Origin of the sequence: Halopiger xanaduensis SH-6, assembly GCF_000217715.1 — an archaeon.
GTDB lineage: Archaea > Halobacteriota > Halobacteria > Halobacteriales > Natrialbaceae > Halopiger > Halopiger xanaduensis.
Window position 1 is genome coordinate 27,593 of sequence record NC_015666.1, and the last position, 22,672, is coordinate 50,264.

The 22,672-nt window shown below is 67.1% G+C and carries 22 protein-coding genes; 6 read left to right on the forward strand and 16 right to left on the reverse strand.

Features of this window, described 5'->3' with window-relative positions; genetic code table 11:
• Nucleotides 1-134: 134 nt before the first annotated feature.
• A complete protein-coding gene (locus HALXA_RS00130) occupies nucleotides 135-1,922 on the forward strand; it encodes a sensor histidine kinase (protein ID WP_013878252.1) in 1,788 nt (595 codons plus the stop codon).
• Between the two features lie 13 nt (nucleotides 1,923-1,935).
• Here the strand turns inward: HALXA_RS00130 and HALXA_RS00135 are convergent, their stop codons facing one another.
• From HALXA_RS00135 to HALXA_RS00170, 8 genes are all read right to left on the reverse strand, one after another.
• Nucleotides 1,936-4,986, reverse strand: coding sequence for an FAD-binding and (Fe-S)-binding domain-containing protein (locus HALXA_RS00135; RefSeq protein WP_013878253.1), 3,051 nt, complete (start codon nucleotides 4,984-4,986; stop codon nucleotides 1,936-1,938).
• Between the two features lie 182 nt (nucleotides 4,987-5,168).
• Nucleotides 5,169-5,771 (reverse strand): superoxide dismutase, encoded by a 603-nt coding sequence (gene sod, locus HALXA_RS00140; RefSeq protein WP_013878254.1) that lies wholly within the window; start codon nucleotides 5,769-5,771, stop codon nucleotides 5,169-5,171.
• Between the two features lie 213 nt (nucleotides 5,772-5,984).
• Nucleotides 5,985-6,449 carry a DUF7344 domain-containing protein gene (locus tag HALXA_RS00145; protein WP_049894993.1) on the reverse strand — a complete coding sequence of 155 codons (465 nt, stop codon included), beginning with the start codon at nucleotides 6,447-6,449 and terminating at the stop codon, nucleotides 5,985-5,987.
• 245 nt (nucleotides 6,450-6,694) lie between these two features.
• Nucleotides 6,695-7,159: a nucleoside-diphosphate kinase gene (ndk, locus tag HALXA_RS00150; protein WP_013878256.1), complete on the reverse strand. Its 465-nt coding sequence runs from the start codon at nucleotides 7,157-7,159 to the stop codon at nucleotides 6,695-6,697.
• Complete coding sequence (locus HALXA_RS00155; protein WP_013878257.1) at nucleotides 7,159-7,494, reverse strand: 50S ribosomal protein L24e; 336 nt, start codon at nucleotides 7,492-7,494, stop codon at nucleotides 7,159-7,161. Before HALXA_RS00155 ends, ndk begins: the two co-directional genes overlap by 1 nt.
• A gap of 3 nt (nucleotides 7,495-7,497) precedes the next feature.
• Complete coding sequence (locus HALXA_RS00160; RefSeq protein WP_004214009.1) at nucleotides 7,498-7,722, reverse strand: 30S ribosomal protein S28e; 225 nt, start codon at nucleotides 7,720-7,722, stop codon at nucleotides 7,498-7,500.
• 11 nt (nucleotides 7,723-7,733) lie between these two features.
• The gene (gene rpl7ae, locus HALXA_RS00165) at nucleotides 7,734-8,096 is read right to left on the reverse strand and encodes a 50S ribosomal protein L7Ae (protein WP_013878258.1); all 363 of its coding nucleotides are present in this window, start codon (nucleotides 8,094-8,096) and stop codon (nucleotides 7,734-7,736) included.
• Between the two features lie 248 nt (nucleotides 8,097-8,344).
• Nucleotides 8,345-8,674, reverse strand: a complete 330-nt coding sequence (locus HALXA_RS00170) for a YbjQ family protein (protein WP_013878259.1) — start codon at nucleotides 8,672-8,674, stop codon at nucleotides 8,345-8,347.
• 152 nt (nucleotides 8,675-8,826) lie between these two features.
• Between HALXA_RS00170 and tmcA the strand changes: the two genes are divergently transcribed.
• Nucleotides 8,827-11,124 (forward strand): tRNA(Met) cytidine acetyltransferase TmcA, encoded by a 2,298-nt coding sequence (gene tmcA, locus HALXA_RS00175; RefSeq protein WP_013878260.1) that lies wholly within the window; start codon nucleotides 8,827-8,829, stop codon nucleotides 11,122-11,124.
• A 22-nt stretch (nucleotides 11,125-11,146) separates the two neighbouring features.
• On the opposite strand, the gene HALXA_RS00180 is transcribed toward tmcA, so the two are convergent.
• Both HALXA_RS00180 and HALXA_RS00185 read right to left on the reverse strand, forming a co-directional pair.
• Entirely contained in the window at nucleotides 11,147-11,284 is a 138-nt protein-coding gene (locus tag HALXA_RS00180; protein WP_245550058.1) for a hypothetical protein, read from the reverse strand.
• Nucleotides 11,285-11,484: 200 nt separating this feature from the next.
• The gene (locus HALXA_RS00185) at nucleotides 11,485-12,222 is read right to left on the reverse strand and encodes an SDR family NAD(P)-dependent oxidoreductase (RefSeq protein ID WP_013878262.1); all 738 of its coding nucleotides are present in this window, start codon (nucleotides 12,220-12,222) and stop codon (nucleotides 11,485-11,487) included.
• Nucleotides 12,223-12,298: 76 nt separating this feature from the next.
• Between HALXA_RS00185 and HALXA_RS00190 the strand changes: the two genes are divergently transcribed.
• The 3 genes from HALXA_RS00190 (at nucleotide 12,299) to HALXA_RS00200 (ending at nucleotide 14,704) form a co-directional block, all read left to right on the forward strand.
• On the forward strand, nucleotides 12,299-12,784 hold the full coding sequence (locus HALXA_RS00190) for a DUF456 domain-containing protein (RefSeq protein WP_013878263.1): 486 nt from the start codon (nucleotides 12,299-12,301) through the stop codon (nucleotides 12,782-12,784).
• 87 nt (nucleotides 12,785-12,871) lie between these two features.
• Entirely contained in the window at nucleotides 12,872-13,768 is an 897-nt protein-coding gene (locus HALXA_RS00195) for a carboxypeptidase regulatory-like domain-containing protein (protein ID WP_013878264.1), read from the forward strand.
• Between the two features lie 171 nt (nucleotides 13,769-13,939).
• Nucleotides 13,940-14,704 carry a plastocyanin/azurin family copper-binding protein gene (locus HALXA_RS00200; protein ID WP_245550060.1) on the forward strand — a complete coding sequence of 255 codons (765 nt, stop codon included), beginning with the start codon at nucleotides 13,940-13,942 and terminating at the stop codon, nucleotides 14,702-14,704.
• 133 nt (nucleotides 14,705-14,837) lie between these two features.
• Here the strand turns inward: HALXA_RS00200 and HALXA_RS00205 are convergent, their stop codons facing one another.
• Entirely contained in the window at nucleotides 14,838-16,565 is a 1,728-nt protein-coding gene (locus HALXA_RS00205; RefSeq protein WP_013878266.1) for a glutamate--tRNA ligase, read from the reverse strand.
• A gap of 99 nt (nucleotides 16,566-16,664) precedes the next feature.
• Between HALXA_RS00205 and HALXA_RS00210 the strand changes: the two genes are divergently transcribed.
• Complete coding sequence (locus HALXA_RS00210) at nucleotides 16,665-17,150, forward strand: TspO/MBR family protein (RefSeq protein WP_013878267.1); 486 nt, start codon at nucleotides 16,665-16,667, stop codon at nucleotides 17,148-17,150.
• Between the two features lie 94 nt (nucleotides 17,151-17,244).
• Here the strand turns inward: HALXA_RS00210 and idsA3 are convergent, their stop codons facing one another.
• From idsA3 to mvk, 5 genes are all read right to left on the reverse strand, one after another.
• Nucleotides 17,245-18,342, reverse strand: coding sequence for a geranylfarnesyl diphosphate synthase (gene idsA3, locus HALXA_RS00215; RefSeq protein ID WP_013878268.1), 1,098 nt, complete (start codon nucleotides 18,340-18,342; stop codon nucleotides 17,245-17,247).
• Nucleotides 18,343-18,353: 11 nt separating this feature from the next.
• Nucleotides 18,354-19,706, reverse strand: a complete 1,353-nt coding sequence (locus HALXA_RS00220) for a ribonuclease J (protein WP_013878269.1) — start codon at nucleotides 19,704-19,706, stop codon at nucleotides 18,354-18,356.
• Nucleotides 19,707-19,982: 276 nt separating this feature from the next.
• Entirely contained in the window at nucleotides 19,983-20,738 is a 756-nt protein-coding gene (locus tag HALXA_RS00225) for an SDR family NAD(P)-dependent oxidoreductase (protein WP_013878270.1), read from the reverse strand.
• A 95-nt stretch (nucleotides 20,739-20,833) separates the two neighbouring features.
• Nucleotides 20,834-21,589, reverse strand: a complete 756-nt coding sequence (locus HALXA_RS00230; protein ID WP_013878271.1) for an isopentenyl phosphate kinase — start codon at nucleotides 21,587-21,589, stop codon at nucleotides 20,834-20,836.
• On the reverse strand, nucleotides 21,586-22,572 hold the full coding sequence (mvk, locus tag HALXA_RS00235; protein ID WP_013878272.1) for a mevalonate kinase: 987 nt from the start codon (nucleotides 22,570-22,572) through the stop codon (nucleotides 21,586-21,588). The genes HALXA_RS00230 and mvk overlap by 4 nt, the downstream gene beginning before the upstream one ends.
• Nucleotides 22,573-22,672: the final 100 nt, after the last annotated feature.

Here is a 22,672-nt window from a genome sequence, read left to right on the forward strand (position 1 = left end):
CCGCACCGATACCGGTCGCGACTCGAACGGCCGTCGGCGCCGGCGCTCCGAACGGGACGGATGCCGATTCGACCGACACGAACCCGTGGGCCACAAGGTTTTCCAAATAGTCTCCCAATGATCGAACGATATCGGTGGCTATCGTTCAGAACGCGGTGCTCGTCGCGTACGCCGTCGCGACGATAGTCGCTCTCGTTCTTAGCGGCGTCGTCTGGCGCCACCGTGACGCCGCCGGTGCCGTCCCCTTGACAGCGTCGCTGGTTGCCGCGGCCGTCTGGGCGGGATCGCTGTTCGTCGCGACGTTCGCCGAGTCGTACGCGGTTTCATCGTTCGCGCTTCGGATCCTCTACGTCGGCGTGGGCGGCACCGTGCTCGGCAGTCTCCTGTTCGCGCTCGAGTACGCGGGCCGAGAGCGGTTCGTCACGCGACGGCTGGTCGCACTCCTGTCGATCGAGCCCGTGCTCGTCCTCGCCCTAGCGTTCTGGAACCCTGGAAACACCTTCTTTACCGTCCTCGAGCCGGATCCGACGGCGCTGACCGGGATCGCAGTCGAGTTCGGCACCGCGTTCGACGCGCATCTGGTCTACTCGTACCTGCTGGTGCTGATCAGTACCGCCGTGATCCTCGAACTGCTGTACAACTCGCGGGCGCTGTACCGCGGGCAAGCCGCGGCGCTGACCGGGGCGTTGCTCGTGCCGTTGCCGGCGAACGCGCTCTACACGTTCGGCCTCGTCGGATTCGACACGACGCCGATCGGGTTTATCGTCGCCGGCGGGCTGTATGCGATCGCGATCGTTCGCTATCAGTTGACAGACATCGTGCCGATCGCTCGCCACCGCGTTCTCGACACGATCGCTGAGGGCGTGTTCGTCATCGATCGCGACGACCGACTCGTCGACGTCAATCCCTCTGGCCGTCGGTTCATCGACAACGACGACGAGGCGATCGTCGGCCGATCCATCGAATCGCTCTTTTCGCCCGCGGCGATCGACCTGTACGAAACGCTCACGGCAGTTCGGGACAAGAGCCGCGGCGTCCTCTCCGTTAATGACTCGTACTACGATGTCCGGGTGACGCCAATCGACGACAGCCGGAACCGACACGTCGGCTGGATCGTCGTCGCGTCAGACATCACAGAACGGAAACGCCACGAACGGAAACTCGAGCGCCAGAACGAGCGGCTCGACCGGTTCGCGAGCATGGTCTCGCACGACCTGCGGAACCCGTTGAGCGTCGCCGACGGCTACGTCTCCCTCGCGCGGGAAACCGGCGACACGTCCCACCTCGAGGACGCCGCGCGGTCGCTCGAGCGCATGGAGACGATCATCGACGACGTGCTCGCACTGACCCGCGACGGCGACGAGGTTACCGACCCGGAGCCGGTCGCGCTCGAATCCCTCGTCGAGCGGGCCTGGGACCACGTCGACTCGGCGGCTGCGGAACTGACGGTCGACGCGACCGCGACGATCCGCGCTGACGCGGATCGGACGACGCGCCTCTTCGAGAACCTGTTTCGGAACGCGATCGAGCACGGGCGGCCGTCCTCGAGTCCGGCGCCGAAGCCTGTCGACGGCGCTGGCGAGGCGGACGATCCGGCCGCCGATGGATCGAACGCGATAGAAATTACAGTCGGAACGATCGGCGGCGAGGGGGCGATCGAGGGGTTCTACGTCGAAGACGACGGGCGCGGCATCCCGTCCGATCGGCGCGAGCGGATCTTCGAGAGCGGCTACACCGGCGACGGGGACGGCACGGGCCTCGGACTGAGCATCGTGGAGCGGATCGCCGAAGCCCACGGCTGGACCGTCGCGGCGACCGAGAGCGAGGCCGGCGGCGCCCGGTTCGAGGTGACCGGCGTCGAAAGCGAACGCGCGCCGCCGGATCCGACCGACCGGGACCGGGCGGACCCGGCCTCGAACTGAGCGACCCGGCGGCTCACTCCGCGAGCCCGCGAGCGAGCAGTTCGACCGGATGCGGCGGTCGCTCGTAGCCGTCGAAGTCGCCGATCTGGGTCCGACAGGAGGTGCCCGGGGCGACGACCGTCGGTTCGTCGGCCGCATCGTTGTCGCCGTCGGCGGTCGTCTCGAGGGCCTCGAGTTGTTCCCGCAGGAGGTCGCCGATCGCCCTCGAGAGATCGTAGTGGTCGGCTTCGTAGCCGAAGCTACCGGCCATGCCACAACAGCCGGAGTCGACGGGATCGACCCGATAGCCCGCACGGCGGAGCACGCCGACCGCGTGGTGGTCCGCGCCGCGGGCCTTCTGGTGGCAGTGGCCGTGCACCGTCAGCCGTTCGCCGGCCGTCCCGTCGCGGAAGGAGAGGTCCTCGTCCAGCCGGTGCTCGTCGAAGTACTCGCAGATCCCGTAGGTGTTAGCCGCCAGCCGCTCGAGCCGTTCGTCCTCGGTGTCGACTATCGATCGGTACTCGTCGACGACCATCGCCGCGTCCGACGGCTCGACGAAGACGACCGACCAGCCCTTCTCGAGGTAGGGCTCCAACTCCTCGAGCAGCGCCCGACCGCGGTCGGCGGCGACGTCTAACATCCCCTGGGAGTACGCCGCGCGGCCGGTCGGCCCGAGATCGGGGACCGCGACGTAGACGTCGGCGGCCTCGAGCACTTCGACGGCGGCTTTCCCCGGTTCGGGGTTTGAGTAGTTCGTGTAGGTGTCGGGATAGAGGACGACACCTGCTGTCGCCTCGTCGGGGTCGACCTGCGGCCCTCGCTCGGCGAACCAGTCGACGAGCGACTCGCGCTCGAACGTCGGCAGCGTCCGGTCGGCCGCGACGCCAACGAGTTCCTCGAGGACGGTCCGCGCGCCCGGCAGTTCCGGTGCGCGGTTCGCGAGCGGCGCGACCGCGCTCCCCAGCGCCGCGAGCCGGTCAACGTTGCCGAACAGCCGCTCGCGCAGCGACAGCCCCTCGCGCTCGTGGTAGCCGTGTTTCACCTCGGCCTTGAGCTTCGCGAGGTCGACGCCGGTCGGGCAGTCGCTCTGACAGCCCTTGCAGCCGATACAGAGGTCGAGCACCTCCTCCTGAAACCGCTCGCTGAACCGCTCCTCGGGCTCGAGGTCGCCGCTGATCGCCGCCCGGAGCAGGTTGGCCCGCCCGCGGGTGGTCGCGATCTCCTCCTCGGTCGCCCGGTAGGTCGGACACATCACGTCCGAATCCGTCTGTCGGCAGGTGCCACAGCCGTTGCACAGTTCCACGAGGTGCGAGAAGCCCCCCTCCTCGTCGAAGTCCTGGGCCGTCCGGGGCTCGAGCGAGGCGTAGTCGGCGCCGTAGCGGAGGTGCTCGCGGATATCCGTGGGGTCGTCGTCCCGGTAGACGACCTTGCCGGGATTCAGCCGCCAGTCGGGATCGAACGCGGATTTCACGTCCTTGAACGCCTGCCAGAGGTCCGGACCGTACAGCTTCGGATTGAACTCCGTCCGCGCGAGGCCGTCGCCGTGCTCGCCCGAAAAGGAACCCTCGTGCTCGAGCACGAGATCGGTCACGTCGTCAGCGATCGAGCGCACTTTCTCCACATCGTCCTCCTCCTTGAGGTTCAGTACGGGCCGAATGTGCAGCGTTCCGACGCCCGCGTGGGCGAAGTACGCCGCCGTCGTGTCGTGGGCCTCGAGAATGTCCTGAAAGCCGTCGACGTACGCGGCGAGTTCCTCGGGCGGGACGGAGGCGTCCTCGACGAACGGGTACGGCTTCGGGTCGCCCTCCATGCTCATCAGGAGCGGAATCGCGGCCTTCCGGAGCTTCCAGAGGCGATCCCGCTTGGCGGGCGAAAAGGCCTCGATGGAGTCGAACGCGGCCCCCTCGTCGACGAGGTGCGCCCGCGCGTCCTCGACCGCGTCGGGCAGGTCCTCGTACACCTCCGAATCGAACTCGAGCATCAGCGCCGCGGCGGTGCCGTCGGGGATCGGGGCCGCGTACTCGGCGTACTCCTGGGAGTTCGCGGCCAGCCGGAACACCTCCTCGTCCATCAGTTCGACGGCGCTGGCCTCGAGGTCCAGCGCGTCGGGAACGGCGGCCAGCGCCTCGAGCAGCTCGTCGTAGCAGCAGACGACGAGGGCGGTTTCTTCGGGGCGAGTGACCAGCGAGAGCGTGGCCTCGACGACGACGCCGAGGGTCCCTTCGGCGCCGACGAGGAGTTTCGAGAGGTTGATGATGCGGTTCCCGTCGTCGTCCTCCCGGATCACCTTCTGGAGGTTGTAGCCGCTGACGCTGCGCTTGAGTTCCGGATACCGGGCCTCGATTTCGTCGGCGTTGTCCTCGACGATCGCGCGGACCGTTCGGTAGATCGCGGCCTCGCGGTCGTCCTTTTCGACGATTCGGTTCCACTCCGGGCTATCGAGGACGACGTCCCGCGTCCGGATCAGCGACCCGTCCGCGAGGACGACCCGACACTCCTCGACGTAGGCGTCCGTGATCCCGTACCGGACTGAGTGGGCGCCGGTCGAGTTGTTGCCGATCCCGCCGCCGATCGTCGCCCGGTTCGAGGACGCCGGATCGGGCGCGAACTTGAGTCCGTGAGAATCGAGGGCGTCGTCCAGATGGTCCTGTACGACGCCGGGCTGGACGACGGCTCGTTGCTCGTCGGGGTCGATCTCCCGGATTTCGTTCATGTGGCGCGAGAGATCAAGCACGACGCAGCCGGGGCCGACCGCCTGCCCGGCGAGCGACGAGCCCGCGCCCCGCGGAAGTACCGGCGCGCCGTGCTCGGCTGCGACGCGGACGGCGGCGCGGACGTCGTCGGTATCCCGCGGGAGGACGACGCCGGCCGGCTGCGCGCCGTAGATGCTGCCGTCGGTCGCGTAGAGCACGCGCGTGTACTCGTCGAACCGGACGTCGCCGCGGCAGGCGGCTTGGAGGGCAGCGGCTAACCGTGCGTCGCCCTCGCCGCTCTCGTCACCCGCGCCTCCCTCGCGTTCCCGCTCGCGGTCGCTGCCCTGGATCGATCGATTCCTTTCGGTCGTCCGTCGGTCCTCGACGGCCATGTACGCGCCCACTCGACATCCATCCTGATAAATAGTGGTAGTTATTCATACTCGAGGAACTGTCGGCTGTCGGAACCAGTTCGGTCGGTGGAACTCGAGGCCACGGGCTCGATGCCGAGCGTCGCCGCTGGCGGATCAGCGCTCGAAAGAAAACCAGGATTGACCGAGTCGTCGCGTCCTGCTTACTCGAAGTGATCGACGCACTTCTGGTACTCTTCCTCGACCGAGTCCCAGTTGACGACGTCGAAGAAGGCGTCGATGAACTCCCCGCGGTCCGGGCCGTAGTCGTAGTAGTAGGAGTGCTCCCAGACGTCCAGCGCGAGGATCGGGTGGGCACCCCAGAGCGCGCCCTGGTCGTGCTTGTCGACCGCGAGGTTGCGCAGCTGCTTGGCGACCGGGTCGTACACCAGCAGGGCCCAGCCGCCGGCGGCGCCGGCGGCCTTCTGGAACTCGCCCTTCCAGCCCTCGTAGGAGCCGAAGTCCTCCTCGATGCGGTCGGCGACCTCGCCTTCGGGTTCGCCGCCGCCGTCGGGGGACATGTTCTCCCAGAACAGCGTGTGGAGGTAGTGGCCACAGCCGTTGTGGGTGACGTCCTTGAGGGCCCCGGGCGTCGAGCCGTAGTCGCCCTCCTCGCGGTTCTCCGCGAGGGTCTCCTCGGCCGAGTTGAGGCCGTTAACGTAGCCCTGATGGTGGGTGTCGTGGTGCCAGGTCAGTACCTGTTCGGAAATCGACGGTTCCAGCGCGTCGTAATCGTACGGAAGTGGTGGAAGCTCGTGGTCTGCCATATGAATCACCTACAGGATTCGTGTCGACAGCTTGCCTGTTAAGCGTTGAGGAGTGAAACGGTATCACACCTCACGGTTTCGTCCCGGCACGGTCTCACGGGACGATACCGGATTCCACCACGAGGGCCGTGTTAAACCTTTCAGCGGCACTTGTCGGCGAGCGGGCGCAGAGAAGTCACGTCGCTCGAGCGGCGGCGATCAGCTGCGACCGAGCTACAGTTCCTTGTGATAGGCGTGCTCGAGCCACTCCTCGAGCGACGGCTGGGTCCAGTACCGAACGGTCTCGCTGCGGGGATCGTGTTCGAGGACCCCGGCATCCTCGAGCTTCGGAAGGTGGACGTGTTGCAGCTCCGTCCGGATCTGCCGGCGGCGGTCGCCCGATGCGGTCGACGCGGATTCGGATTCGGATCCGGATTCGACTGTCGAATCGGGGGTGGACTCGGCCTCGATTTCGGGCTCCGATATGGACTCGGTATCGCCCTCGGCCTCGAGCGTTCGCATCTCGAGCTCGGCAACGTGGTCTGTGAGGTCGCCGGTCGTCGCGACGCCGTCCGGCTGCTCGTAGAGGTAGTACAGCGCGTAACGCCGCCGTCGATTCGAGAGGAGATCGAAAACGAGGTCCAGCGACGGGGTCGCGTCGCTCGCCACCATCGCCGATGCCCGCTCCCGTTCACGCATCCACAGACCACCTACCGTATGTTACCATTCGAAACCACCAACCGCCCCTACTCTAGCCGACACATTAGATGTTACGTCTCCCTAGAACAATACCTGTCTTTAATTCGGGACTATGTAAAAAGATGAAATATTCGAACAATCTGTGATCTCCTGTGCAGTGTCGCAACTAGAGGCGGCGTGAAAAACTGGAAAACGTAATATAGCACGTAGATCGCCGGTACCCCGGCGGATCGAAGCGTCGAGCGTTACTCGTAGAGCCACTCGGCGTCGTGCTGTTCGTAGTCGATCAGTTCGTCGTCGTCGAAGTGGATCGCGATCTCGCGCTCGTTGGCGCCCTCGTCCTCGTGGTCGGCCGCGTGAACGACGTTCCGACCGAGGTCGAGTGCATAGTCGCCGCGGATGGTACCGGGCTCGGCCTCGAGCGGGTCGGTCTCGCCGATCATCTGGCGGACCTGACGGGTCGCGTCCTGGCCCTCCCAGACCATCGGGACGACGGGGCCGGAGGTGATGAAGTCGACGAGGTCGTCGTAGAACGGCTTGTCCTCGTGCTCGCCGTAGTGTTCCTCGGCCCGTTCGCGGGGCATGTTCTCGACCTTAATGGCGACGAGCTTGAGCCCGCGGTCCTCGAGTCGGGAGATGACCTCGCCCACGAGGCCGCGCGCGAAGGCGTCGGGCTTGACCATCACGAAGGTGCGCTCGTGGTCACTCATTAGGCCTCACTCTCCTCGGTTTCGGCTTCAGCTTCAGCTTCCTCGTCCTCGTCGACGGCCTCGGTTTCGGTCTCGAGGTCCTCGTCTTCGCCGGCGTCGACCGCTTCGGTCTGGTCGGCTTCCTCGTCGGCGGGCGTGTCCGCTTCCGCGGGGCCCTTGCCAGCGCGACCTTCCGCGGTCCACTCGAGATCGCGCGGTTCGCGACCGAGCTTGTAGTTTTTCTCCGCCTTGGAGTCGACGAAGTGCAGCACGGTGCCGTCGTTCTTGACGTACATGATGCCCGTGCCGGGCTCGATCTCTTCGCCCGTGTAGTCGCAGGTGCGTTTCTCGACCATTGGTTACTGACCTCCGATGGAGTCGGCCTCGCGGGCGGTCTCGCGAAGCTGGAGCACGTCCCCTTCGCGGACCGGCCCGAGGCAGTTTCGGGTGATGATACGTCCCTGGTTCTCGCCCTCCTGAATTCGGCACTTGACCTGCATGGCTTCGCCGTGCATGCCGGTCTTGCCGACGATCTCGATGACCTCGGCGGGCGTTGATCCGCTTTCTTCCTCTTCAGCACTCATGTATAATCACCTCAGTCGAGGTCCTCGACCTTGTCGGCGATGTCCTCGACGTCGCCGGAGGCCTCGCCGGCGTCGACGATCGCCGCGGCGGCCGAGCCGACCTCGAGGCCGGCGGCGTGGCCGACGTCGTCCTGGGTCTCGATGAAGACGACGGGGATGCCCTTCTCGTCGGCGAGGTCCGGCAGGTGCATCACGATCTCCTCGGGGGAGACGTCTTCGGCGACGTAGACGAGCTCGGCGTTGCCGCGCTCGATGGCCTTCGTCGTTTCGTTGGTTCCTTTCTTTACGCGTCCGGTGTCTCGTGCGACCTCGAGCGCCTCGAGGGCGTCGTCGGCGAGGTCGGCTGGGATGTCGGTGTTGACGTAGACTGACATAGGTTGTTCACCTCTCCTACGCGTGGGCTCGCGCTCCCCTGCCGTCCGGGAACTGGGTACCCGGGCCGATAGAAAATCGGCGGGAGTCCTGTGGGGCTAGGAGCATCATCAACCCCGCGTAGGGTGTACTACGTCAGTAGCGTTGCCCCCCTTAAAAGCGTGTTCAAACGGCTGGGGCCGTGGGATGAGTCCGCACGGCAGGCTCGAGTCGGCTCGAGTCGGTCCGACCGGCGACGACGAGCGGCCGGTTACGCCCGCCGCGTCTTGACCGCCGTCCCCGAGAGGTTGACCCAGAGCATCCCCTCGCCCATCTCCTCGTAGTCGAAGGTCGCGCCGACGACGGCGTCCGCGCCGAGTTCCTCGGCGTCCGCCCGCAGGTCGGCGATCGCTTCCTCGCGTCCCGTCTCGATCTTCTTCTCGTAGGAGCCGCTGCGCCCGCCGACGACGTCGCGAATGCCGGCCGCGATGTCGCTGACGACGTTCGCACCGATGACCGCCTCGCCGGAGACGACGCCGCAGTACTCGACTACCTCCCGACCCTCGAGGCCGTCCGTGGTCGTGATCGTGATCTCTGCCATGTACCCGTAGAGAGACGCGGCCTGGATATAAACCGGGAGTCGGAGTTTCAGGGTCGGATATCGCCGGCGAGCCGTGTGCTGCTAATCGCGGCTCCGTGTTCCCGGATGCTCGAGTCCGGAGGCTATTACTCGCGAGCCCCCAAGACCCAGCTATGACCGTCGACGTCGTCGGGCACGCCGAGTCGCTCCGCGCCGAGGCGACGCGCGCGAACGAACGCCGAGCGCTGGTGCTCGCCGGCGACCGCGAACGCGGGTACGACGAACTCGAGGCCGTCCTCGACGCCCTGCCGGTCGCAATCACCGACACCACGCTCGTCGGCTCCGAGGACCGACTGCGCTGCGAGCACCTCCCGCAGGCGAACGCGGGCGAACTGCTCGGAACGACCCGCGAGGTCGTGATCCTCGACGCTCACGAGGGGCTGCGCCCGAACGCGCTCGGGAAGGTCGTCGGTGCGGTCGACGGCGGCGGCCTGCTCGTCCTCCTGACGCCGCCGCTCGAGGCGTGGTCCGACCGCCGTGGTGCGTTCGACGAGTCGCTGGCCGTTCCGCCGTTCCAGCTGTCCGAGGTCACCGGCCGGTTCCGCCGCCGACTCGTCGAGACGCTGCGAGCTCACCGCGGGATTTCGATCGTCGACCTCGAGGGCGACCGACTCGAGTTCGACGGGCTGACCGATCCGGCACCTCGGATCGCGGCGCCGGCGCTCGAGCCGTCAGCCACCCACCGATTCCCGACCGAAGCGTACGAGGCCTGCCTGACTGTGGATCAGCTCGAGGCCGTCGACGCGTTCGAGTCGCTGCTCGCGGACGGGAGCGACGAAAGTACGGGTGCCGACCGACAAGCCGTCGTCCTCGAGGCCGACCGCGGCCGCGGGAAATCCAGCGCCGCGGGACTGGCTGCGGGCGCGTTCGCCGCCGACGGACTGGACGTTCTCGTGACCGCCCCCAACGCACGCAACGCCGCGGAAGTCTTCGAGCGTGCGAGGGAACTGTGCGAGCGGCTCGAGGACGTAGACGTAACGGCAGCGGACTCCCGCCGCCTCGAGACAACTACGGGCGGCCGCGTCCGGTTCCACGAACCCGCCGAGGCAGTCGACCGCCTCGAGACCGCTGATATCGTCGTCGTCGACGAGGCAGCCGCGCTGCCGGTCTCTCGGCTCGAGGCGTTCCTCGCGGCCGACCGCGTCGCGTTCGCGACGACGATCCACGGCTACGAGGGTGCGGGACGGGGCTTCTCCGTCCGCTTCCGAGATCGGCTCGCGGAGAGCGACCACGACGTGACCGATCGCACGCTCGTCGAGCCGATCCGGTACGCGGCGGGCGACCCCGTCGAGGTGTGGGCCTTCCGCGCGCTCTTGCTCGACGCGCGGCCGCCGGTCGCGCCGCTCGTCGCCGACGCCGACCCCGAAACCGTCGAGTATCGGCGACTCGAGCCCGACGACCTGCTCGCCGACGAGACGCTGCTGCGCGAAACCTTCGGGTTGCTCGTGCTCGCGCACTACCGAACCGAACCGAACGACCTCGCGCGGTTGCTCGACGCGCCGAACCTCGAGGCCCGCGCGCTGGTTCACGAGGGGCATGTCGTCAGCGTCGCCCTGCTGGCCCGCGAGGGCAACCTCGATCCCGCCACCCGGACGATGATGTACGAGGGCGGCCGCGTGCGCGGGAACATGCTCCCCGACGTACTCACGAGCCAGCTTCGGGACGAGTCGGCTGGCGAGCCCGCAGGACTGCGCGTCGTCCGCATCGCGACCCACCACGAGGCGCGCTCGCGCGGGCTGGGATCGCGCTTGCTCGAGTGCGTGCGCGAGGAATTTGCGGACGAACTCGACTGGCTCGGAACCGGCTTCGGCGCGACGTCCGGCCTCCTCGAGTTCTGGCGCGCAAACGGCTACCGGACCGTGCACCTCTCGACGACGCGCAACGACGCCAGCGGCGAGTACTCGGCGCTCATGCTCGCGCCGACCAGCGACGCCGGGCGCGACCTCCACGACCGCCACTCGCGGTGGTTCGCCCGCCGCTTCGCCGCGCTCTGTTCGGACGCGCTGGACGACCTCGAGCCGGACGTGGCCCGCACGGCATTGCGCAGCGTCGATCGGGCCGCCGCGCCGCCGGTCGACCTGAGCGACCACGAGTGGCGCGTCGTCGCCGGCGCGGCCTACGGTCCGGGGCTGTTCGACGTCGATCCCGGTCCGTTCCGCCGGCTGGTCGTCCGGTACTTCGTCGAGGATCCCGACGCGGTCGACCTGACGGAGCGGAAGGAACGGCTGTTCGTCCTTCGGGTGCTCCAGGGTCGCGACTGGCCGACCGTCGCGGAGCGCCTCGAGTACCACTCGCCGGGCCAGTGCATGCGCGCGCTCGGCGACGCCGTCTGCCCGCTGGTGGACTACTACGGCGCGGATGCGGGCGTGGACGCGGCGATCGAGGTACGCGAGCGCTTTAGCGAAAAGTGAACGGGGAGGAGTAGAACCGCTCTCAGTCGTCGCCGAGCGACGGCGGCACCTCGAGCGCGACGACGTCGTGGCGCGTCTGCTGTCGGTGATCGTTCCCGATCGCCGCGGCGTTCTCGCGGCCGTCGGCTGTTCGTTCGAACGAACAGCCATCGCAGGTCACGAGGAATCGCTGCGTTGTGGCGCCGTCGGATGGGGTCCTGTTCGTGAGCACACCACGCTCTTTCCCGGCAGGGCGCTTGAACCGTTCTCCGAAAGGATTTGGATCGGTCGGATCCGGAGGCTCGAGATCGCCGCGGAGCAGCCCTGTCGAGGCCGAGCAGACGGTCCTCTCGAATCGTTCGAGTCCTCGAGTACCGATCGTTAGGAGAGTAGCCGGCGACGGATCGACTCCGGCAGCAGGGCCAGCGCCCAGACCACCAGCCGCCAGCGGCGGGTGACGTAGGCGTGGTTCTTCTCTTTGCGGATTGCGCCGGCGATCTGTTCGGCCGCCGTCTCCGGCGAACACTCCCAGAAGCCGCCCATCGAGAGGTCGGTGTCGACGAAGCCGGGTTCGATCGTCGTGATCGTCACGTCCGCGTCGCGGTGCTGCTGGCGGTGGCGCAGCCCCTCGAGGTACCGCGAGACGTACGCCTTGGAGGCGTTGTACGCCTGGGTGCCGCCGGTCCCGAGGTGGGCCGCGACCGACGAGATGCCCACCAGATGGCCGTCGGCCTCGCTGGCGTGGTCGGGATAGTTCTCGAAGTACTCCAGCGCCGCCGTCGCGATCGCGGTGAAGCCGCGGACGTTGACGTCGATGGTCCGCCGCTCGGCGTCCCACTCGAGGTCGGGGTTCATCGCGGCGACGCCGGCGCTGATGACGACGAGATCGACCGCGGGCATCGCCTCGGCCAGTTCGAAGAAGCCCTCGCGAGCGTCCTCGGGGTCGAGCAGGTCCATCGTCGCGACGTAGGATTTCGTCGGCAACTCGCTGCCGATCTGTCGCATGCGTTCGGTTCGGCGGGCTGCCAGCCCGATCTGGTATCCCTCGTCGGCGAGTTCCCGCGCCAGCGCCGCGCCGATGCCGGAGGACGCGCCGACGATGATCGCTCCGCGTGTCATACGTAGGGGTTCGGAGCCCGGTACGTAACGGTATTGAAGACGGCACGACTTTGCCGCGGCCCGCGGTAGGACCGGTATGGTCGATGCGATCACCGTCGTCGCGGTCGCCTTGCTCGTCGGCGGCGTCCTCGGTACCGCCCTCCCGCTGGTCCCCGGCGGCGCGCTCTCGCTGGCGGGCGTGTTCCTCTACTGGTGGCACTCCGGCTTTACCGACCCGGGCGCGATCACGGTCGCGGCGTTGACGATCCTCGGCGCGATCGCCCTTGTCGTCGAACTCTTCGGCGGCTCGATCGCCGCGCGGGCCGGCGGCGCGTCGTGGGCGACCACGGCCGCCGCCGCGGTCGTCGGCATCGCGCTCATGATCGTCACCGGTCCGCTCGGCCTGCTCGCCGGCCTCTTCGGGACGGTCTTCGTCCTCGAGTTCGCCCGCGAGCGCACGTTCGATCACAGCGCGCGGTCGGCGATCTACACGACGATCGGCGTGCTCGCCTCGACGGCCGTGGAAGCGCTGCTGACGGCGTCGGTCCTGTTCGGGTTTCTGATCGCCGTCTTTCTCTTCTGACTCACATTCTCTATTTCCTGAATTCAGCCCCTCTCGAGCCCGAATACGGAAGACATATGCTCAACAGTGGGTTCCCTGCGGACGGAAATGAGCGCGAATCGCCGAACGCTGCTCCGGCGGGCGGGGATCATCGGAACCGGGCTACTCGCCGGTTCGGGCACCCTCGGACCCGCGGCAGCCGACAGTGCGACTGCGGGGCACATCGACGGAACGATCACTGATTTCGGCGTTCCAGTTGCTGACGCGACGGTTACACTCGCAGACGGCATCGATGCCCACACCGCAACCACCGACGAGGACGGCAGCTACGAGATCGACCTCGAGCCCGGAACGTACTACCACACGGTGACGGCCGACGGCTACCGGGGCGCGACGAGCGTCGTCGACGTCGCCGCGGACGACCCGACGACGGCGAACGTCTCCCTCGAGCGCGCGTGGGGCCCCGGCGAGGGCGAACTCGAGGTGTTCGCGACCGAGGTCGGCGGCGGGCCGACGATTCCCTGCGACGTGACGATCTACGGCGATACCCAGTACGACGTGACGGCGCCGCTGGGATCGGTCCCGGACGGCGAGCGCTGGAACGCCGGGTTCGCCGTCGCCGAGGGCTGGTGGGAAGTTCGCGTCACGAACGCCGAGGGCTACGACGACGGCTACGGGAAGGCGTACGTCGCGGCCGACGAGACCGCCGTGGCGGTCGTCGAACTCCGCGACGTCGACCCGTCAGGCGAATCCCGCGAACTCCCGGATTTCGGCCGATTCACCGGCACCGTCGTCGGCAACGACGAAGAACCCATCGGGGACGCGACCGTCCGCGCGGACGGAACACGCGTCCGGACGACCGAGGACGGAACGTTCGAGGTCGAACTCGAGCACGGTCGCCACACCGTCACCGTCGATGCGCCCGGCTACGAATCCGCGGCTGCAACCGTCGAGGTTCGATTCGCTCGCGAGACGACGGGAACGGTCTCGCTCTCGTCACTGTAACGAACAGTTCATCGCTACGGTGAGTCATCGAGGGGCGACCGTCGGTTCGGGAAGAGTTACTTATTTCACTAATATTTCAACCCTAATCCAATATTCTGTGATATTGACCTCTCAGAAGGTCATATGTTCCATAAATGTGGTTTAATAACGCTCTGTCGTGTTCGGTCGAACGTGAAGGACGCTGACCCGATCACTCGTCGCACAGTGCTCAAGATCACCGGTGTCGCCGGCGTCACGACGGCACTTGCGGGCTGTGGCGGCCCCGGTGGCGGAGGAAACGAATCGGAGGACAACGAGACCGAGACGGACACGACGACCGACGAAACGGAGACCGGCGACAACGAGACGGAAACCGAGCCGGGAGACGAAGCGGAGAACGAAACCGAGGATAACGAAACGGACAACGAATCGGCCGAAGACGGCGGTACCGGTGAGGCCATCGAACCCGGAACGGAGATCATGCTCGAGGGGTCGACCCAGGCCTGGACCGCCACCGAACCCGAGTCGATCGCCGACGAAGAGAACCCCACGTTGACCCTCGTGGAGGGCGAATCCTACGACATCACGTGGGAGAACGCCGACGGCGCCCAGCACAACCTCGTCATCTGGGACGACAGCGACGAGATCGTCGACGATTACGAGACCGACATGGTGAGCGAGGAGGGCGAGACCGCAACCCTCGAGATCGACGAAGTCACCAGCGAGATGGCCCAGTACGTGTGCGAGCCCCACTCCTCCACGATGGTCGGCGATATCGAACTCGAGAGTGGAGACGGCGGCGGAATGGGCGACAACGAAACCGACGGAAACGAGTCGGCCGGCAACGAGTCTGACGAGCTCGGCGGTAACGAGTCCGACAACGAGTCGGCCGGTAACGAATCAGAAGACAACGAGTCGGACGAGAACGAATCCGACGATAACGAGTCCGACCTATAGAACCGCCGACGATCCAGTCGACCGATTGCACCGCGTCGGTTCCGCCTGCGGTGGTCGAATCTGATCGGCAGCCGTCTCGATTCAGTTTCGCTTTTTCGGGCGCGACTACCCCTGACGAAACCGAGCGTCGAGCTTACGCGTGAGCGTAGTAGACGACGGTTTCGTCGTCGTCCTGTCGATCGATCCGCACGAAGCCGACGCGCTCGAACTGGACCATCTCGTCGGCTTCGAGGTCGCCGACGGCGGGTTCGGCGCGCCCGCGGACGTCGCCGTCCATCGTTCGCATGCGGACGGGGACGCTCTCCTCGGCCGGCACCCAGTGGATCACGTCGACGCCCTCGTCGCGGACCACGTCGATATCGTCGTCGGTGTACTCGAGGACGCCGTCGTCGAAACGGAAACAGCCCAAGCCCTTCAGCCAGACGCGGCGGTCCTCGGCGTCGTCGTCGGGTAGGTCCTCGGGCTCGAGGAGGACGGAGTCGCCGACGGGAATCTCGCGGACGCCGCGGTCCTCGTGGTCGGGGTGCAGCGGCGGGTTCGCCTCTGCGGGCGGGTCGCCGGCCAGCGGCACCTGATTGCCTTCACGGACGAGGAAGCGGCGATCGGTCTCGTCGTCGATCAGGTCGCGGTTGTTGGCGTAGATCGAACTCATCGCGAGGTCGACGTCGCTGGTCGAGGTACCGAGCTCGACCATCGCGTCGACGATGGCTTCGCCGCGGATCCCCCGCCGACGGAGGCTCTTGATGGTGGGCGCTCGCGGGTCGTCCCAGCCGTCGAGTTCGCCTTCCTCGATCAACTCGGAGATGGTCGAGGTGCTCATCTTCACGTCGTAGGCGTCGAGTTGGACGTGGCCCCAGTGGACGACCTCGGGGTAGTCCCAGCCGAAGTAGTCGTAGACGAACTGCTGGCGCTTCGCGGAGTCCTGGAGGTCGATCCCGCGGATGATGTGGGTGATCCCGATCAGGTGGTCGTCGATCCCCGACTGGAAGTCCAGCATCGGCCAGCAGCGGTACTCGCTGGCTTCCTCGCGCGGGTGGGGCGTGTCGATCATCCGGAAGGCGACCCAGTCGCGCAGCGCGGGGTTCTTGTGCTCGATGTCCGTTTTCACGCGCAGGACCATCTCGCCGCTCTCGTACTCGCCGTCGACCATCGCCTCGAACTCCTCTTTGACGGTCTCGGCGTCCTTGTCCCGGTGCGGGCAGGCCTCGCCGCTGTTCTTGAGCTCGGAGAACTCGTCGCCCGAACAAGAGCAGGTGTACGCGCCGTCCAGCTCGATCAGTTCCCGCGCGTGGTCGTAGTAGGTCTCGAGGCGGTCGCTGGCTCGGTAGACGTCGTCGGGCTCGAATCCGAGGTACTCGAGGTCCTCGAGGATGGCGTCGTAGGCGTCCAGATCGGGACGTTTCGTCTCGGGGTCGGTATCGTCGAAGCGGACGCAGAACCAACCGTCGTAGCGCTCCTTGTAGGTGCCGATGACGGCGGGCATCCGCGCGTGGCCGACGTGCCACGGGCCGTTGGGGTTCGGCGCGACGCGCATCCGGACCTCGTCGTATTCGTCGGCGTTCGGAAGCGAAGGGAGGTCGTGCTCGTCTTCTTCCTCCTCGGCCTCGATCTCCTCGAGTTCCTCGGGGGCCAGTTCCTCGAGGCGCTCGCGTTTCTCCTCGTACTCGAGGTCGTTGACCCGGCCGACGACGCCGCCGATGACGCCCGGAATTTCGTCCCCGTGCGGGCGGAAGTCGGGGTTGTCGCCCATCAGCGGGCCCATGATGGCGCCGACGTCGGCGTCGCTCTCGTGTTTGACTGCGTTCAACAGCGCGTGCTTTTCGGCCTCGCGCTCGACGCGCTCTTGTAACTCGTCGTCCATTAGCGAGTGATTTGCCGCGCCCGTTCAAAATCCCCGCGGTGTCGGCGCGCCGCACCGTTCGAGACAAGCACTACCCGTTCGCAAGACGTACGGTCGCATATGCACGTCCAGTTTCCCCGGTCGGCGGGACGAGACGCGATCGTCGCGCTCGCGTTCGTCCTCGGCGTCAACGCCCTCGGTGCGCTTCCCTCGGTCTTCATCGGTTCCGACACGAGCTGGATCGATCGACCGTGGTTCTACCCGCCGTCGATCCTCTTCCCGATCGTCTGGACGCTGCTGTTTACGCTCATGGGACTCGCACTGTACCGCATCTGGCGGCGCGGCCCCTCCCGACAAGCCGTCCGCGTCGCGCTCGCCGCGTTCGGGATCCAGTTCGCGCTGAACCTCGCGTGGACGCCGGCGTTCTTCGGTCTTCAGCGGCCGGATCTCGGGATCGCCGTGATCGCCGCGCTCTGGATCGCGATCGTGGGCACGATCGTCGCGTTCGATCGCGTCGACCGGCTCGCGGCCGCGCTCCTCGTGCCGTACCTCGGCTGGGTGTCGTTCGCAGCGGTCCTCAACTACGCCATCTACGCTGCTGGCTGATGACACGCGCCGCTCGAGGATCGTTCGTGGCTCGAGCCGCGAAAAATCGGGCGGACGGCTATCGCATCGCGGCGACGCCGACCGGCGTCGCTCGCTAGTAGCCGCGTTCGATCAGGTAGTCGGCGATGTCGAACAGCAGTTCGCGCGCCTCGTTGTCCGGGAGGACCTCGAGGCGCTCTTTCCCCTGGGCGACCAGGTCGCGAGCCATCTCGTTGGCGTAGCCGATCGAGCCCGCCGCCTCGAGTTCGGCGACGGCGTCGTCGATCTCGGCCTCGGTGACGGCGTCGACGTCGTTGGTGTCGACGAGCGACTCGACGTCGACGCCCTGCTCGCGGGCGTGGACCGTGATCAGCGTCTGCTTGTTCTCGACGAGGTCGCTGCCGCGCTGCTTGCCGAGTTTCTCGCTCGGCACGGTCAGGTCCAGCACGTCGTCCTGGATCTGGAACGCGCGGCCGATGTCGAGCCCGTAGCCGTAGAGCGCGTCGATCGTCTCGTCGTCGGCGCCCAGCAGGACGGCCGGCAGACACGCCGACGCGGCGTAGAGCACGGCCGTCTTCTGCTCGACCATCTCGAGGTACTCGTCGGGCGTGACGTCGGTGCGCTCCTCGAAGGTGACGTCCAGCGACTGGCCCTCGCAGATCTTCGTGCAGGTCGTCGCGAGGATGTCCAGCGCCTCGACCGCGCGCTCGGGTGCGGCGCCGGTCTCGAGCATGATCTCGAAGGCCTTCGAGTAGAGGGTGTCGCCCGCGAGGATCGCCGTCTCGAGGTCGTACTCGCGGTGGACAGCGGGGACGCCGCGGCGGAGGTCGTCGTCGTCCATGATGTCGTCGTGGATCAGCGTGAACGACTGGATGACCTCGACGCTGACGGCGGCGTCCATGAGGTCGATCGCGTCGGGACCGTCGGCCCCGTCGGAACTCGAGACGCCGTCGATTTCGCCGGCGCCGTACAGCGTCGGAAACTCGCGGTAGTCGGCCGTCAGCGGCTCGGCGTCGACCAGCGATTCGCCGGCCGTCAGCAGGACGGTCGGTCGGAGTCGCTTGCCGCCCGCGTCCAGCAGGTAGCGGGACGCCTCGTAGAGCCGCTCCGGTTTCTGAATCGGCAACTCCTCGGGAATCGCGTCGTTAACGCGCTCGCGGCGCTTGCGAACTGCCTCGAGTACCGCCTCCTCTCGTGCCTCGGGAGTCGTCATGGCGATCAGTATCAGTCCACGAGCTGGATGAGGTTGCCGTTGCGCGTGACGTGGAGGTCGCGCCCCATCTTGTACCCCTCGCTCTCACAGAGGTTGACGTAGCTCGAGAACCCGCTCAGGTCCTGGTGGGCCGGGATGACGTGCTGGGGCTGCAGGGCGTCTAGCATCTCGTAGTGGCCCTCCTGGCAGAGGTGGCCCGAGACGTGGATGTCGTCGTAGATGCGGGCGCCCTGCATGCCGAGCAGCTTCTCGGCCTGGTAGCGCTGGCCCTCGTTGGTCGGCTCGGGGATGACGCGGGCGGAGAAGACGACCTTGTCGCCGTCGTCCAGCTGGTACGGCGTCTCGCCGCGGGCCATCCGAGTGAGCATCGCGCGCGGCTCGCCCTGGTGGCCCGTGACGACGGGCAGGAAGTTCTCCTTGCCCTCGTTCATGATCCGCTTGAACGTCCGGTCGACGGACTTGCGGTGGCCGAACATCCCCAGGTCGTCGGGGAAGTCGACGAAGTCCAGGCGCTCGGCGGTTCCGGAGTACTTCTCCATCGAGCGGCCCAGCAGGACGGGCTGGCGCCCGATGTCCTTGGCGAACTCGACCAGCGACGTCACGCGCGAGATGTGACTCGAGAAGGTCGTCGCGACGATGCCGCCGTCGTAGTCCTCCATGCTGTAGAGGACGTCCCGGAGGTGCTCGCGGGCGACGTTCTCGGAGGGGGTGCGCCCCTTCTTGTTCGCGTTGGTACAGTCCTCGATGTAGGCGAGGACGCCGTTGCCCTCGCGACCGATCTCGCGGAACCGCTCCATGTCGATCGGGTCGCCGATGACCGGCGTGTGGTCCATGCGTTTGTCAAGCCCGTAGACGACCGCGCCCTCGGGCGTGTGCAGGACCGGGTTGATCGCGTCGATGATCGAGTGGGTGACGTTGACGAACTCGAGTTCGACCTGCCCGCTGTCGCCGATCGACATCGTTTCGCCGGCGTCCATCTTGATGAGGTCGTTCTCGACGCCGAACTTCTGCTCGCCCTCGATCTGCTGTTTGACGAGTTCGATCGTAAACGGCGTCGCGACGACCGGCGCGTTGTACCGGTGGGCCAGCTTCGAGATGGCCCCGATGTGGTCGAGGTGGCCGTGCGTGGGCACGATGGCCTGCACGTCGCCCTCGAGGTCGCTCATGATCCGATCGTCGGGGATTGCTCCCATGTCGATCAGATCGAGACTGTGCATCCGTTCGGTTTCGACGTTGTCGTGGATCAGGACCTGCGAGAGGTTCAGACCCATGTCGAAGATGACAACGTCGTCGCCGGCGCGGACGGCAGTCATCTGCCGTCCGACTTCTTCGTAGCCGCCTATGGTTGCGATTTCGATTTCCATGGTTCGTTGTACTGAAAGCCGCGTTCGTGGCTCTCATCGAAACGGTCCGCGGACTAGTGGTTATGCGGCCCCGGCGTCTTACAGCGCGTCGGCCATCCCGCTATGCGTTCGGACGGCGAATCCGCCGTTGCTCACAACCGTGAGCCCCGAACGCACTTGCCCGCGGGTCTCGGTATGTACCCTTACACGCCCGGGTGTTAAAAACACCGTGGGTTGATCCTGTCCGATTCTCGAGGTGAGAACGATCGACGGTGGCGACTCCCTCAGGTCGAAGCGCTACTGACTGAGGTAGCCACCCTCGACGCCGAACCCTTCGCCGGTGACGAACGACGCCTCGTCGCTGCACAGCCAGACGACGGCGGCCGCGACCTCCTCGGGCGTGCCGAGTCGGTTCATCGCGTGCATACCCTCGATCTGCGCTCGCTCCTCGTCGGACAGCGACTCCTCGATCAGCGGCGTTTCGATGAAGCCCGGACAAACGCTGTTGATGCGAACGCCGGTCTCACCGTTCTCGAGCGCGGCGCTTTTCGTCAGCCCGAGGACGCCGTGTTTGGCGGCCGAGTAGGCCGACGACGTCGCGAAGCCGACCTTGCCAAGGATCGAGGAGTTGTTCACGATGGCGCCGCCGGACTCCTGGTCTTTCATCCGCTCGAGTTCGGCTTTCATGCAGTTGAACACGCCGACGAGGTTCACGTCGATGACCTGCGACCAGTCCTCGGGCGCGTACTCGTCGACCGGCGCCCGCTCGCCGCCGATGCCGGCGTTGTTGAACGCGCAGTCGAGACTCCCGTACTCGTCGACTGCTGCGTCGACCATCGCCGCGGCCGACTCGGGGTCGGCGACGTCCGTTTCGACGAAGATCGCGTCGCCGCCGGCGTCCTCGATCGAGTCGACTGTCCCCTCGCCGCCGTCGACGTCCAGATCCGCGACGACGACGTTCGCCCCGCGCTCGGCGAACTCGAGGGCCGTTTCCTGTCCGATTCCCGAGCCACCGCCAGTGACGACCGCCGTCGCTTGATCGATCGAAACCATGCGCGGATTCGCCACGTCGCCTCGCAAAAAAGATCGGGTCGCGGAAGCCGGGTCGGCGTCCTCGTCCGACTCGCCGGTTCCCGTCGATGTCCCGACTAGGACGCCTCGAACTCGATCTTCGTCCCCGGTTCCTCACCCGCGAGGAAGGGTTCGACGTCCTCGAGGCCGAAGATCGACGCCGGCGCCTCGAGATCGAGCAGCGTCCGCACCTTGCCGGCCATGCCGCCGGTTACGTCGGTCGCGTCGCTGGCACCGAGGACGGCTTCGACGTCCTCGAACGACGTGATGCAGTCGATCACCGCGTCCTCGTCGTCCAGTACACCCGGAACGGTCGAGCAGAGGCCGACCCGATCGGCCTCGAGATCACGAGCGAGCGCGGCGACGAGTTCGTCCCCGCTGACGACGGTCGCGCCGGCGCCCGCGTGGGCGACGAGGTCGCCGTGGAGGACGGGGACGAACCCCTCCGCGAGCATCGTCTCGATCTGTCCGGTCGGCAGCGCAAGCGCCCCGTCGGCGTCGCGGCGAGCCGTCGAGAACGGGTGGACCGGCACCGCGTTCACGTCCCGCTCGAGGAGCCGCTGGAGGACGAACTGGTTCAGCGTCTTCATCGCGCCGTGGATATCGGCGACCGCCTCGGCGTCGCGCGTTCCCGCCGCGGTCGTCACGCCGTGTTCGCTCGCGTTGTGGTGGCCGAAGCTGCCGCCGCCGTGGACGATCACGAGGTCCTCGGCGTCGCCGCCGTCGAGCGCCGCGCTAATCGCGTCGGCCGCTCGCCCGAGCGCGTCGCCGTCGAGCGTCTCCGGTCGCTCCTTGTCCGTGATTGCGCTACCGCCGAGTTTCAGGACGATCATTCGAGTCGCTTCACCCCCGCTTCGGCGAGTTCGGCGCGGAAGGCGTCCTCGCAGCCCGGCGTGAACGAGAGGGCCGTCTCGGTCTCCGGCGTCGGATCGAGCGCGACGATACAGCCCCCGCCGCCGGCGCCCGTCAGCTTCGCGCCGTAGGCGTCGGCGTCCCGGGCCGCCCAGACCATCGTGTCGAGCGAGCGCGAGGAGACGCCCAGCGCCGACAGCAGCCCGTGGTTGAAGTTCATCAGCCGGCCGAGTTCCTCGAGGTCGCCGTCGGCCAGCGCCTCCTCGCCGCGCCTGACGATGTCGCCGATCGCTTCGACGGTGTCGGCCGCGAAGCCGTACTCCTCGCGCAGGTCGCGCACGCCCGCGACGAGCTGGCCGGTGTCACCGGCGCCGCCGTCGAAACCGATCACGATCGGCAGGTCGGGGGCTTCGATCGACCGACAGTCGTCGCCCTCGACGCGGACCGCGCCGCCGGTCGCCGAACAGAAGGTGTCGGCGCGGGAGGCCTGCCCGTCCTGCACCTCGTGTTCGGTTCGGTAGGCTCGCTCGGCGATCTCGTCGGCCTCGAGACTAACGCCGAGTTCCCGCGCGGCGGCGTCGATGGCCGCGACGACGACCGCGGCCGACGATCCGAGTCCCGCGCCGAGCGGGATGTCGCTCTCGATGGTCACGTCGAAGCCGACCTCGTCCTCGTCGGTGACGTCGCGAACCTGTGCGATCGCCTCGTCGACGTAGCCCATCGCCGCGCTGATCAGCGACTCCGAGACGTCGACGTCGGGTCGATCGTCCGTCGAACCGCCGTACTCGACGGTAAAGCCGTCCAGACTCAGGTCCTCGGCGTGGACGCGCAGTTTGCTGTCCGCCCGCTGCTCGACGCCGACCCGCGCCCGTCGCTCGATGGCACACGGGACGGCGGGCTCGCCGTACACGACTGCGTGCTCCCCGAAGAGATACACCTTCCCGGGAGCGCTCGAGACTGCCATATCCGAGCGTTCGGACGACGACGCTTAATAGCTACCTTCTCGCGGACGGCGGCGCGGAACGGGAATTACAGACTTAAGCCGGCGTCGGTCGAACGCGGAG